Here is a 12,543-nt window from a genome sequence, read left to right as displayed (position 1 = left end):
CTATGCTGAACCCATAAGATCGGCCACAGGGCATCGATCACCGGGGAGGTTTGGGGATGGATCCGGCAAGTGGGCTTACCAGGCGTGTCGGCGTGGGCTGGGCCATCGGCGAACTCGGCATCGCGACATATATCGGCATCACCATGTCGTACCTGCTGTTCTACCTTACGCAGGCGCTTGGCATCTCTCCGGTCTGGGCCGGCCTTGCGCTTCTGATCCCCCGCCTGTGGGATGCACTGATCGACCCGCTCGTCGGCGCGATTTCCGACCGGACCCGAAGCCGCATGGGGCGCCGGAGGCCCTATCTTCTCGTCGGTGGGCTGACCTTCGGCGTGATGTTCGCGTTTCTCTTCCAGGCGCCTGCGGGCGCTTCGGAAGGTGTGAAGATCGCCTACGTGATCGCGCTCTATCTGCTTACCAGCACGGCCTTCACCTTCTACGACGTGCCCTATTCGTCGATGGCGGCCGAGATGACGACCGACTATCGCGTGCGCACACGCCTCACCGGGTTCAAGATGGTCGCCGCGCGCATCGGCATCCTCGTCGCCGTGATCGCGGCGCCGCTTCTCTTCAACAGCCAGGAGACCCTCGTGCACGGCTTCGCCGTCATGGGCATGGTTGCCGGGGGCTATATGGTCCTCTCAGGTCTCTGGGCTTTTTTCGCGACGCGCGATGCGCCGCAGATCGTTCGACCCGCGGAACCCTTCGACCTTCGCGCCGAATACCGCGCACTGCGGGGAAACCGGCCATTCCTTATCCTCTGGACCACGTTCCTTTTTCAGAATTTCGCGATTGGAGCCTCGGCCACAACGCTGATCTATCTCGTCATCTTCGTGATGAAGATCGATGCCGCACTCGTCGGCGCCATGGTCGCGACATCGGCCGTTGGCGCCATGGTCGCGACGCCGTTCTGGGTGCGTCTCGCGCAGTATGGAAAACAGAAAGCCTATGCCGCGGGCATTGTCGGCGCCGCCACGCTCAGCCTGCTTATGTTGTTCATGCCTGCGGGCCTGCCCGCCGCACTGTTCGTGGCGCTGTTTCTGATCGGCCTTGTCGACGGCGGAACGCAGCTGTGCCCGAATGCCATGGTGCCCGATACCGTGGAATATGATGAAGAGCGCACGGGGCAGCGCCGCGAGGGCGCGATCTTCGGCACGTGGCTGCTTTGCCGGAAGCTCGGCATGGCGATGGGCGCCTTCATCGCCTCGTTGTTCCTCTCGGCGTTTGGCTTCGTGGCGGGTGCCGACGCAACCGCACAGGGTGAAAACGCGCTGCTCGGCATTCGCCTATCCTACACGCTGGTGCCCTGCGTGCTTTGGGTCTGCGCCTTCTTCGTGCTGCGCGCCTACCCGCTGACCGAAGCGCGGTTTGAGGAACTCAAGCGCAACATATCGGCAGCGCGCGCCGGAAAGGAACCGGCCTGAGCCGCCGACCGGCTCAGGTAACGGCGTTCAGGATCGCCCGGAATTTGCCGGGACGATCGGTTTTTTCGGCAAGCATGAAGCCCGCAGGCACCGAAAGGCTCGGCTTACACGTTTCCGGATGCGAAACCTCCACGATGACCCGTCCATCCACGCGCTGCCATGCTACCACGATCGGGCCCCGCACGGTAGGGACGATGCCGGATGCCGAACTCAGCCCTGCGACATCAGGCGCGACAGCGAACGTGCGATAACCCGGCGCGATGGCTGAGACGCCGAGGGCCTGACGCGAAAGCTGTGCCGTGCCCGTGGCCGAGAAGCCGTGACACAGGCTCGCACCCGGATGGAAGCTCTCCCACAGCGTCGTCGTGCCGGTTTCCAGCATCGGCGAAAAGCCGCGCCGTAGATCATTCAGCACCCATGCCCAGCACCCCGCACGAGCAAGGCCCGCATAGACGAAATGCTGGAAGAAGCTGTTGGCCCGGACGATGTCGACATCGGGGTCGAACGATTCGCCTTCGGGCACGATCGGCGGCGCTGCCGTGAGCTTCAGCTTTGCGCTGTCGGTGATCGCATCCACAATTTCCGGCCAACGCGTCTGCGGCCCGATATCGAACAGCAGGGCAAGGGCGTTGGAGTGCTGCGAAATACGCGGGCCCTGAACACCGCTATCCGGATCGACGGAGTCCACATAGACACCCCGCGCCGCGTTCCAGTGGTGCGCGGCGAGCGCCGTCGCAGTCATATCCGCCATTTCCTTGCAGCGCACCGCGAGGCGAGGCCGCTCGGTCGCCTGTGCCATGCGCGCGAGCGCGCGCAGGGCACCGACCTGAAGCGCATTGAAGGCAAAGCCCTCGCCGCTTCTGCCGATGTTGGCCCATTCGATGAAATGCCAATGGGGGACGTGCGCAATCAGTCCCGCAGGCCCGCGGTGCCGGGCGCACCATTGCATTACCCGCTCCAGCCCCGGCATCAGGGCTTCAATTGTCGCCTCGTCGCCACTTTCCTGAAAATAGCGTTCGGCACTGATCAGCCAGAGCAGCGAATTGTCCGGGATGGTGAGCGCTTCGGCCGGATTGTCGCCGGGCGCGAACATACGGACCAGCCCGTCGCCGCGCTGACTTTCGCCGGCCTGCAGCAGGAATTGCCGGTGTAGCGGATAGACGGAGGGGCCGATGGAAACGGCGGCGACATCGAACTGCACGACCCCGTCGCCCACCCACTGGCGCGCCTCGCGGCCTGGGCAATCCACCCAAGCGTCGTGCATACATTGGCGCACTGTATAGCGTCCCACATGCCATAGGCGTTCGAGAAACGGGTCCGAGCAGGAAAATGCACCCTCTTCGTCAGCCGCATAATCCGAGCCTACCGATCCCAGGCGCAGGATATCCAAACCACTGGGCGCATTGCGAACCACGATCTGCATGGCGCGCACCGCGGTCCAGTTGAACCGCTCGAAGCGTTGGCGTCCGGCACGCGCCGTGTAGCGGAAGATGTGCGCGCAGCCGAGATGGCCTTCCGAACGTAGGCCATCGCCCACCCTGCCCCGGCCGTACTCGCCCGGCAGTGCTTCCGCGACGGCGATCTCGATGATCTCGCCGCCTTTCGCATCGACCTCGATAAACGGCCGCCCGGCATGATACGGATCGAAACGCACGAGAATCGCCGTATCGCGCCCCGGATGCGTCCATACGCGCGCGCTGCTCTCGTCGTCGCGAAGCATGGCGGGCGCATCCGAAACCAGCGTGGGGTCTGGGGCTTCCAGCTGCTCCTCGTAAAGACGCTGGTTCACCGGCAGATCGGGCTGCGGCAGCAGCGGGCGCACCCATTCGATCTGCGTGGGAGCGTGAATGGCTTCCCGCTGCTGCGCGAGTTCCGAGCGCTGCATGGCAGGAAACGGCCTCACCTCCCCCCAACCGCGCGCCGCCTCCGATCCCTCGGGATGCGCGATCATCAGGCGCGCGTGCGGCCATGCGCTGTCATCAAAGCCCGGCTGCGTCCATGCGGGATCGAGCAGCCGCGCGTCGAAATCTTCAATGAAATCCTGGCCCCACCCCGCACGCGGTGCATCGCGGCGCCATGCGCCGGATTCGGTCATCCGCCAGCGTTCATCCGCAGCGGCATACCATTCGCCCAGCCCCGTCTGACCCAAGGCCGACACGTGCAGCGCACCGTCGCCGAACACGGGCTGCCAGTGCCCGCGCACGGTTTCATACCACGCAAGGTCGATGCCCGGCACATGCACGAGCGCCGCCACGATGTTCGCGCCCGGCAAAAGCGCGTCGGACACATCGATTGCGTCGTAGCGGGGATACGCCGGATTGAAGCGAACGGGGCCGCGCGCAATCGGCCTGCCGTTCAGCCACAGCCGATAGCGTCCGTCGACGAGCACTCGCAGTTCCGCGCCTGTCAGAGCTTCGGGCGCCTGAAGGATGCCTCGCGCAAGAACCCAGCGATTGACGCCTTCGTCCTCGCGCCGCGTCGGCGTTCCGCGCAGCGTCGTGAACCCCGTCGCATGACGGACGGGCTGGTCGGCGAGCCAGATGAAGTTCGGTGTCATCGCTTCAGCATGGCCGCAATCGCCGCTGCCGCCTCTTCAAGCGCGGTTTGCGCAAGGCGCGAGGTCTTGACGTACTGCGTGAAGCCGTGGATCGCGCTTGCATAGGCATTGTGCTCCACCAAAACACCGGCCTTGCCAAGCGCTTCTGCGAGCAGAACACTATCGTCCGCAAGCACGTCTATACCTGCGTGATTCATGAAAACGGGTGGCAAGCCGGCAAGATCGGCCGTGAGTGGAACGGCGTACGGATGCCTCGGGCCATCCACGGGTCCGGCATAATTCTCCCAGAAATAGCGCATCGAAGCGAGCGAAAGCCCATAACGCCCATTGCCGAAACGGCGCACGGACGATGTCGTCTCCTGATCCGAATAGGCGCCATACTGCAGAGCAAGCCCGCATGGCTGTCGCCCACCGGCATCGCGGAGTCTCAGCGCCGTTCCGAGCGCAATATTGGCACCGGCAGACATGCCCGAAAGCACAATACGATCAGGGTCTGCATCAACCAGCGTCCCTATCGTTCCCATGAGACGAAAGACGGCTTCTCCATCTTCCAGCGCAGCGGGAAATCGATGTTCGGGCGCGAGACGATAATCGACCGAGAGCACAGTGAAACGCCCCGCGCGCACCATCCAGCGCAGCGGCGCATCCTCGAGATCGAGGTCACCGATCGTCCAGCCACCACCATGGAAATGCACGACACACCCGGCGCTGTCGCGGCTGTCCGGCTCATAGAGGCGAACCGGAATCGCTTTTGCTCCCGGCGCGGCCGGGAGCGTAAAATCCGTAACGCGGCGCAGCTGGACGGAATCCGCATTCCACGGCACGAACTCCGCTTTTGCGCGCACGCGCATCTGCTCCGGTGTCACCGAATGGAGCGGCGGCCGCAGCGCCATCTTTTCCCGCGCCGCGAGCACGATCGGAACGAGATCGGGATCGAGGCGGTCATCCCAGTCGGCGTCCGATACTTCCGGAACATGCTGCATGATTTCTCCTCCCCCGAGACCAGATTGCAATCAGCACCTTGACTATTTTTCGATCTATTTCAATCATAATCAATCACAAGGATTCGATATGCGCGCCATACACACGCTTCTTCTCGCTGCCGCCGTACTCACGGCTCCGATCAGCGCCGCTGCTGCCATGACCTCGCCGCCGTTTCGCGAGGCCGTTCGGGCCGGGGACATCCTGTTTCTCTCGGGTCAACTTGGCACCGCGCCCGATGGCTCGGGGCTGGTGCCGGGCGGACTGCCGGCGGAAGCGCGACAAGCGATGGGCAATATCGGCGCGATCTTGGCCCGGCACGGGCTCGGCTTCGGCGACCTCGTCAAATGCGTGGTGATGCTGGCCGATATCTCCCGCTGGTCCGAATTCAACGCCGTCTATCTTGCCTATTTCGGCGAAACGCCGCTTCCCGCGCGCAGTGCGTTTGGCACCAATGGCCTGGCATTGGGCGCCGCTGTGGAAATCGAATGCACCGCGCACATTCCGGCCTCGCCGAAGAATGGGACAACACATGAAGAGTGAAGACCACGGATGGACGCGCCGCCGCACGCTGCAAGGTCTCGCTGCCGCGGGAGCCTTGTGTCCCGCGGCCGGCCGCGCCAACAGCAGAGCGCTGAGCCCGGATCAGATCGAGGCGGGCCGCGCCTTCCTCCGCAACCATGTTTCCGTGGACGTGCACGCTCACCCCGGCCGCTTCTTCCTGCGCGGCGTGACCATGCCTTCACCACGGTTGCAGGCCTACGGCGCACCATTCGAGATCGAAGCCGCTGCGGCAATGCGCGACGGACAGGTGAGTTGCAGCTTTTTCTCGGGCGTCGCCGACATGTCACTGCTGGAATTCACGCCCGAGCGCGGCCTCCACGCCACGCGGGATTTCCAGCCGGGCGAGGCGTGGGGGTACTACGCACGGCAGATCGGAACGCTGAAGGCGCTCGTGGCATCGGGGGACGTGGTCGACGGCCGCGGTGTCCGATCCATCGCAGAAGCACATCAGCGCCGCGCGGTGGCCGCAACCTTTGCCATAGAAGGCGGCGACTTCATCGAAGACCGACTCGACCGCGTGGGGCAGGCCTATGCCGACGGCGTGCGGTCGATCACGATCGTTCACTATCACGTCAACCAGATCGGCGACATCCAGACCGAAACCGACGTGCATGGCGGTCTCACACCGCTTGGACGCGACATCGTGCGCGAAATGAACCGCGCGGGCATCATCGTCGATGTCGCGCACGCGACCCTCGCCGTCACGCGCGATGTTGCAGCCATCACCACGCGCCCTTTGCTGCTCTCCCACAGCAATGTGACGGCCAGGAATGCGCCGCCGCATCCGCGCCTCGTGACCCCGGATCACGCGCGGATCGTCGCCGAGACCGGCGGTGTCATCGGTTCGGTCCCCTCCGGCATCAATCAATCCAGTTTCGAAGACTGGATCGAATCGATCCTGCGGCTCGTCGATACGGTCGGCATCGATCATGTCGCGATCGGGACCGACATGGACGCCAACTACCGCCCGGTCTTCACCGACTACAGGCAATGGCACCTGATCCCGGCGGCACTGCTCGCAAGGGGCTTGAGCGCAGCGGAGACCGCGAAGGTCATGGGCGGGAATGCGCTTCGCCTGATGGAGGGCCAGACCCCGCCGCAGGACACTCAGTTATGAGAGCACGGGGAGTAATAATGAAAACGGACGTTGCCATCATCGGTGCTGGGCCCGCAGGTTTGCTCCTCGGGCATCTGCTTTGCGCAGCCGGTATTGCCACCACGATTGTGGAGAGGCAATCCGCGACGCACGTTCTGTCGCGCATTCGGGCCGGCGTCCTCGAGGCGACCACTACCGATCTCATGCGGCAGCTGGGTCTTGACCAGCGCCTCAACGCTGAAGGTCTGCGGCACGAAGGCTTCCATCTTTCGAGCAGCCTGCACTCGATCCGAATCGATATCGTCGCGCTTACCGGAAAGCACGTCACTGTCTACGGACAAACCGAAGTGACACGCGACCTGATGGATGCCGCACCCGAACGTGGGCTGGAGGTCATCTACGAAGCCGCGGATGTCGCACTTCACGAAATCGAGAGCAACGCGCCTTGGATCGGCTTCACGAAGGACGGCCAACACGAACGGCTGGATGCACGTTTCATTGTCGGCTGCGACGGCTTTCATGGCCCGTCGCGACGCGCAATTCCTGAGAGCACGATTCAGCTATACGACAAGGTTTACCCGTTCGGCTGGCTTGGCCTCCTTGCCGACGTACCGCCATGCGATCAGGAACTCATTTACACCAATCACGAGCACGGTTTCGCGCTTGCATCCATGCGCTCGGCCACGCGGAGCCGCTATTATCTTCAGGTACCGTTGGATGAGAAAGTGGAAGACTGGCCTGATGACCGTTTTTGGGACGAGCTCTCCGTAAGGCTTGGGCCGGAAGCGGGAGCACGAATTACACGAGGGCCCGCGATTGAGAAGTCGATTGCACCCCTGCGCTCCTTCGTATCTGAGCCCATGCGCCATGGCTCTCTATTCCTTGCCGGTGACAGCGCACACATCGTACCGCCGACCGGCGCCAAGGGGCTGAACCTCGCTGCATCCGATGTCGCCTATCTATCCGCAGCACTCAGAGGCTTTTTCCGACACGGACACACGGATGGGTTTGAGAGTTATTCCGAGCGGGCACTTGCCCGGATTTGGAAGGCTGAACGTTTTTCATGGTATCTTACCAGCCTTATGCACCGCTTCCCCAGCCAATCACGCTTTGATCGGCGGATGCAGCTGGCGGAATTGGACTACATCGCCAACTCTCGTGCCGCCCAGACAAGCATCGCAGAGAACTACGTCGGACTGCCTCTATGAAAGTGGAACGACCTCCATGGTGCATGATCGTTCATTACTCCATGCTGCGGCACCTTGGAGGTTAGCTATGAATGAAAGACACACCGCCATACCCCCGGATTTTCATACTGGCCAGAGATGAGCCACATGGAAGCCACAGAGTGATATACTGGAGCCCTCCAAATTCCACCTCATTAGCGACATTGTGGTACCATGCGTGTCATGCCGATCGCCCGTAATTTCAAGACGGGCGAAGTCAGATCTGGGTAATAGTCTCTTTCATCGTCGAAGTGATCGCCACCCGGAGATGGTGAAGCCTTCCGTGCAGCTATCCGGCAATGGAAATCGCATCCCGCGACACGAATTCCATCAGGCGGCTGGTGATCATACGCCAGCTCTGTTCCTGCAGCTGCGCCGCCCGTTCGGGAAACTGCACGGCCATGCGTGCCGTGCTGCCGGACGAATCGCAGATGATGATGCAGAATGCCTCAAGCTCCGCGGGAGGGATGTTCGGGAGGAGCGCTTTCAGCGTGTCGGAGAGTATCGACGCGTTGCAGAGCGTGTCTTCCCAATCGAGCTGACGCAGGGGTTCGAAGGTCTGTGCGCCAAACCAGATTTCCCGATAGCCGGTATTTTCGTGCAGATAGGTCCAGGCGAAATCGAGGATGCTGCGAAGGCCCGTGAGAAAGCCGGAAATACTGTCCGTTTCCTTGAAAAGTGACCGGTTATAGTCCTCGATCGCTTGATGATAGCGCGTAACGAGCTGCCCCAGCAGGTCTTCGCGACTTGCGAAATACTGATAGACGGAGCCGATCGGCACTTCCGCGCGCTCGGCAACCTCGTTCATCTTCAGGTCGCCGACGCCACGCTCCACCAATAGCGCCTCGGCAGCGGTCAGGATGCGATTCACCCGGTCACGGGCACGTCGCTGAATGGGTGTGCGCCTTGGAGTGGCGCTGTCTTTTTCGGTACGCATTCGACTTCCATAAACGAGTATTGCTCATGTTTCAAAAAGATGATACTTGCTCACATATTGGAAGCGGGAGTGGGCAATGGAAGATGTCGGTGTTGCGGGTGGGCGAGGTGTGTCTGCTGCAGGAAGCACGGAAGATCGCAGCGATACAGTCTGTATCGTAGGCGCCGGACCGCACGGCCTGATAGCGGCACGTGCAATGCGGAAATCCGGCCTGAAAGTTGAGATTATCGAGCGCCACAGTGGCGTTGGCGGACTCTGGGACATCGCCAACCCCGGAACGCCCATGTACCGCAGCTGCCACTATATTTCATCGCGGAACACATCAGCCTATCCAGACTACCCGATGCCGGAAGATTATGCCGATTATCCGAGTAATGCTCATATTCTTGCTTATATCCAGGGCTTCGCGCGCAAGTTCGATCTGATTCGGTTGGCCGAATTCAATACGGAGATACAGCATGCCGAGCCGCTGGAATCGGGAGACTGGACCGTCACGCTGAAGCATGTGCCGAGCGGCGACGTATGCCGTCGCCGTTACCGGGCGCTGGTTTGCTGCCCCGGTAGCAACTGGCACCCCCGGATGCCTGCACTGGAGGGCGCGTTTTCGGGCGAAATCATCCACTCCGCCGCCTACACAGACAGCGACCAGCTTGAGGGCAAGCGCGTACTCATCATCGGGCTCGGCAACAGCGGCGCGGACATCGCCTGCGATTCCGCGCGCTCTGCCGCAGCCACGTTTGTCAGCGTACGCCGCGGCTATCATTTCGTGCCGAAATATGTGTGCGGTATGCCGCTTCTGGAGTTCCTGCGCGGCAGCCGGGAGGGGGTTCCGCAGCATATCGCAGAGCTTCCACTCGAGGATCTGTTCTACATCATCGTGGGTGATCCCACGCGCCTCGGGCTGCCCAAGCCTGATCATGGGCTCCTCGAAAGCCATCCGCTGCTGAATACGCAGCTCATCCATCACCTCGGGCACGGCGATGTCGTTGCCAAGGGTGCGATCGAACGGCTGGACGGCAACGGCGTGGTGTTCAAGGACGGATCTCGCGAGGACGTTGATCTCATCATCTGCGCAACCGGTTATGATCACCTGATCCCGTTCATCGATCCGGAGCTGATCGATTGGCAGGACGGGCGCCCGCAGCTCTATCTCGGCTCGTTCAATGCCCGCCATCCGACACTGTTCGTGTTCGGGCTGATCGAGGCCGCGGGCGCACCCTATCTGCAGGGCGATCAACTGAGCGTGATGGCGGCGCACTATCTGAAGGCGCGGAAGGACACACCAGACGTCGCGCGCGCATGGGAGCAGCAGGTGCGGACCGACGTGATCGATCTGAAGCACGGTATGCATTACATCGCGACGAACCGCACGGCCAATTACGTCAACGTCGAGGTGTTCGTGCGCGAGGTGGAGCGCGTGCGGGCCCTGATGGGATGGCCCGAAGTGACCCCGGGTTTCTACGACCCGGCCTGCGCGCCGGAGCGCGCCGCCGCGGAATAATCCAACAAACAGCAAAATCAGGAGGGGGAAATGCACTGTGAACTGAAAGGCGCAGTCTGCGCCGCACTTCTCGCGGGATCGTCCATGCTCATCCAGGGAGCACCCGCACGCGCCCAAAGCGAAGCTGCCGGCGCAGGCGATGGAGAGATCATTATCACCGCGCAGCGGCGTGAGGAGTCGCTTCAGAAGGTTCCGGTCGCCGTCACAGCGTTCTCTGGTGATCGGCTGAACGAGCTCGGGCTGCAGGACAGCGTGGATCTTGGCGATTTCACGCCGAACCTGCAGATCAATGAGATCGCAGGCCCCGGCTCGCAGCCGGCGATCTTCCTGCGCGGTATCGGCCTCAACGATTTCAGCCTCAACAATTCCGGGCCAGTCGCGCTCTATACGGACGAGGTCAATCTCAGCGCGTTCGGCGCACAGAATTTCGCGATGCTTGACCTCAACCGCGTCGAGGTTCTTCGCGGGCCGCAGGGCACACTTTACGGACGCAACACCACGGGCGGCGCGGTCAATTTCGTTTCCAACCTTCCCGGCGACAGCTTCGAAGGCCATGCGATCGCCAGCTACGGATCGTACAATGCCGTTCGCGGCGAGTTCGTCGCCAGCGGTCCGCTGAGCGACACGGTCGGCGTACGTGTCGCCGCACTGCGCAACTATGCGGAAGGTTATTTCAAGAATGTGCTGACCGGCCAGCGTTCGAACGGTGCCGATGCGTGGGCGCTGCGGGGCACGCTGCGTTTCCAACCGAACGAGCGGCTCGACATGATCCTGCGCGGCCGGTTCGACCGGAGCACCAACCGCTTCACGTGGTACGATCAGCTCGGCATGTTCGATCCCGCCTCGGTGCTGGCGGGAACGCCAGCTCTCTGCGCAGACGCGCAGATCCTGGCGGGCCAGTGTGTCGACGCATTCGGCTATAGCGATCAGGATCCCAAATACCGGGGCCGCTTTAGCAGCAATGCAAGGCTGAAGAACGAAGCCTACGGCACCTCGCTGCGCATGGCGCTCAACCTCGATGCTGCCCAGATCATCTCGGTTACCGGCTACAACGAGTCCGAGAATTTCTTTCCTGAAGACACTGATGTCAGCCCGAACAGGTTTGTCGAAGTGTCGCTCGGGGCGAAATCGAAAACCTTCTCGCAGGAGCTGCGCGCCAGCGGTGAAACGGGCTTCATGAACTGGATCGTCGGTGCTTTCTATTCGTGGGAACGCATCACGCAGGACCAGACTGCCGACGTGCTGCGCGACGCGCGGCCTTCGCCCGACGCGTTCTTCTCCCGCCATCTCAACCGTCAGAGCGGCAAGACATATGCGGCGTTCGGACAGGTCGAGGCGAAGATTGCGGACCCGCTCACGCTGGTTGCGGGCCTGCGCTACACGCACGACCAGAAGGATTTCCGGACTCGCCTGCAATTCGAGGAGACCGGTCTCATCATTCCGCTCTTTGACACGCCGCTCTCCTTCAAGGATAGTAACTGGTCATGGAAGCTCGGTCTGAACTACGAGCCGAGCGCCGATTGGCTGCTCTATGGCAACGTTTCGCGGGGCTATAAGGGTGGCGGCTTCAACGGCGGGTTCATCTTCAATCCGGCGCAGAATGTACCGTTCGAAACCGAGGAGCTCACCTCCTATGAGGTTGGCGCGAAGGGTCGGCTGTTCGATGACCGCATGACGCTGAACATGGCGGGCTTCTACTACGACTATCGCGACATCCAGGTGTTCTCGCAGTTCGATTCGAACGGGTTTCCAGTGACGCTGCTGGTGAACGCGCCGAAAGCCGAGCTATATGGCGCGGAGCTGGAACTCTCCGCACGGCTCGGCGGCGGCTTTTCGTTCAACACGGCCGTCGGGCTGCTCCATTCCGAGTTCAAGGACTTCCCGAGCGACTTCGGAGACTTCTCCGGCAATCGCCTCGCCCGCGCACCGAGCATGACGGCGAGCGGTGGTATTCGCTACGAGGGCGACATCTCGCCCAGCGCGCGGCTGCAGGCAAACATCGATGTGAGCCACCGCAGCTTCGTCTATTACAATACCGAAAACACAGCGCCAGGCCGCGAGCCAGCCTACACGCTGGTGAACGGTCGCATCGGGGTGACGTTCGACGAACGCTATTCGGTCGCGCTGTGGGGCCGGAACCTGTTCGATACCTATTATGCGGTGAACCGGAATCCGCTTTCTGATTTCGGCTTCGTGCAGGTCATTCCGGGAGAGCCGCGCTCTATCGGTATCGAGCTGGGCGTGACCTTCTAGTCCT

9 protein-coding genes are annotated in these 12,543 nt (G+C 62.1%); 6 read left to right on the top strand and 3 right to left on the bottom strand.

What is annotated here, in order from left to right; translation table 11 throughout:
- Positions 1-56: 56 nt before the first annotated feature.
- Positions 57-1,424, top strand: a complete 1,368-nt coding sequence (locus tag ACE3TJ_RS12545) for an MFS transporter (RefSeq protein ID WP_374596613.1) — start codon at positions 57-59, stop codon at positions 1,422-1,424.
- Between the two features lie 13 nt (positions 1,425-1,437).
- On the opposite strand, the gene ACE3TJ_RS12540 is transcribed toward ACE3TJ_RS12545, so the two are convergent.
- Both ACE3TJ_RS12540 and ACE3TJ_RS12535 read right to left on the bottom strand, forming a co-directional pair.
- Positions 1,438-3,981 carry an alpha-L-rhamnosidase C-terminal domain-containing protein gene (locus tag ACE3TJ_RS12540; RefSeq protein ID WP_374596611.1) on the bottom strand — a complete coding sequence of 848 codons (2,544 nt, stop codon included), beginning with the start codon at positions 3,979-3,981 and terminating at the stop codon, positions 1,438-1,440.
- On the bottom strand, positions 3,978-4,964 hold the full coding sequence (locus tag ACE3TJ_RS12535) for an alpha/beta hydrolase (RefSeq protein ID WP_374596609.1): 987 nt from the start codon (positions 4,962-4,964) through the stop codon (positions 3,978-3,980). Before ACE3TJ_RS12535 ends, ACE3TJ_RS12540 begins: the two co-directional genes overlap by 4 nt.
- On the opposite strand from ACE3TJ_RS12535, the gene ACE3TJ_RS12530 reads away from it, so the two are divergent.
- The 3 genes from ACE3TJ_RS12530 to pobA are packed head-to-tail and all read left to right on the top strand — an operon-like array spanning position 4,963 to position 7,830.
- Positions 4,963-5,505, top strand: coding sequence for a Rid family hydrolase (locus tag ACE3TJ_RS12530; RefSeq protein ID WP_374596607.1), 543 nt, complete (start codon positions 4,963-4,965; stop codon positions 5,503-5,505). The genes ACE3TJ_RS12535 and ACE3TJ_RS12530 overlap by 2 nt on opposite strands.
- Positions 5,495-6,643 carry a dipeptidase gene (locus ACE3TJ_RS12525; RefSeq protein ID WP_374596605.1) on the top strand — a complete coding sequence of 383 codons (1,149 nt, stop codon included), beginning with the start codon at positions 5,495-5,497 and terminating at the stop codon, positions 6,641-6,643. The genes ACE3TJ_RS12530 and ACE3TJ_RS12525 overlap by 11 nt, the downstream gene beginning before the upstream one ends.
- 17 nt (positions 6,644-6,660) lie before the next feature.
- Entirely contained in the window at positions 6,661-7,830 is a 1,170-nt protein-coding gene (pobA, locus tag ACE3TJ_RS12520) for a 4-hydroxybenzoate 3-monooxygenase (protein WP_374596603.1), read from the top strand.
- A 307-nt stretch (positions 7,831-8,137) separates the two neighbouring features.
- Here the strand turns inward: pobA and ACE3TJ_RS12515 are convergent, their stop codons facing one another.
- Positions 8,138-8,785 (bottom strand): TetR/AcrR family transcriptional regulator, encoded by a 648-nt coding sequence (locus ACE3TJ_RS12515; RefSeq protein ID WP_374596601.1) that lies wholly within the window; start codon positions 8,783-8,785, stop codon positions 8,138-8,140.
- A 76-nt stretch (positions 8,786-8,861) separates the two neighbouring features.
- Between ACE3TJ_RS12515 and ACE3TJ_RS12510 the strand changes: the two genes are divergently transcribed.
- Together ACE3TJ_RS12510 and ACE3TJ_RS12505 are read left to right on the top strand one after the other, a co-directional pair.
- Positions 8,862-10,286 (top strand): flavin-containing monooxygenase, encoded by a 1,425-nt coding sequence (locus ACE3TJ_RS12510; protein ID WP_374596599.1) that lies wholly within the window; start codon positions 8,862-8,864, stop codon positions 10,284-10,286.
- A gap of 30 nt (positions 10,287-10,316) precedes the next feature.
- Positions 10,317-12,539 (top strand): TonB-dependent receptor, encoded by a 2,223-nt coding sequence (locus ACE3TJ_RS12505; RefSeq protein ID WP_374596597.1) that lies wholly within the window; start codon positions 10,317-10,319, stop codon positions 12,537-12,539.
- Positions 12,540-12,543 lie beyond the last annotated feature (4 nt).

The sequence above is a fragment of the Sphingosinicella sp. genome (assembly GCF_041916975.1).
Classification (GTDB): Bacteria; Pseudomonadota; Alphaproteobacteria; order Sphingomonadales; family Sphingomonadaceae; genus Sphingosinicella.
The sequence above is the reverse complement of the archived record's forward strand: the minus strand, read 5'-3'. Positions and strand labels throughout refer to the sequence as shown.

Coding starts and splice junctions, on each gene's coding strand:
- pobA (WP_374596603.1), top strand. CDS start 6,661: ATGAAAACGGACGTTGCCATCATCGGTGCTGGGCCCGCAGGTTTGCTC.
- ACE3TJ_RS12510 (WP_374596599.1), top strand. CDS start 8,862: ATGGAAGATGTCGGTGTTGCGGGTGGGCGAGGTGTGTCTGCTGCAGGA.
- ACE3TJ_RS12515 (WP_374596601.1), bottom strand. CDS start 8,785: ATGCGTACCGAAAAAGACAGCGCCACTCCAAGGCGCACACCCATTCAG.
- ACE3TJ_RS12525 (WP_374596605.1), top strand. CDS start 5,495: ATGAAGAGTGAAGACCACGGATGGACGCGCCGCCGCACGCTGCAAGGT.
- ACE3TJ_RS12505 (WP_374596597.1), top strand. CDS start 10,317: ATGCACTGTGAACTGAAAGGCGCAGTCTGCGCCGCACTTCTCGCGGGA.
- ACE3TJ_RS12530 (WP_374596607.1), top strand. CDS start 4,963: ATGATTTCTCCTCCCCCGAGACCAGATTGCAATCAGCACCTTGACTAT.
- ACE3TJ_RS12540 (WP_374596611.1), bottom strand. CDS start 3,981: ATGACACCGAACTTCATCTGGCTCGCCGACCAGCCCGTCCGTCATGCG.
- ACE3TJ_RS12545 (WP_374596613.1), top strand. CDS start 57: ATGGATCCGGCAAGTGGGCTTACCAGGCGTGTCGGCGTGGGCTGGGCC.
- ACE3TJ_RS12535 (WP_374596609.1), bottom strand. CDS start 4,964: ATGCAGCATGTTCCGGAAGTATCGGACGCCGACTGGGATGACCGCCTC.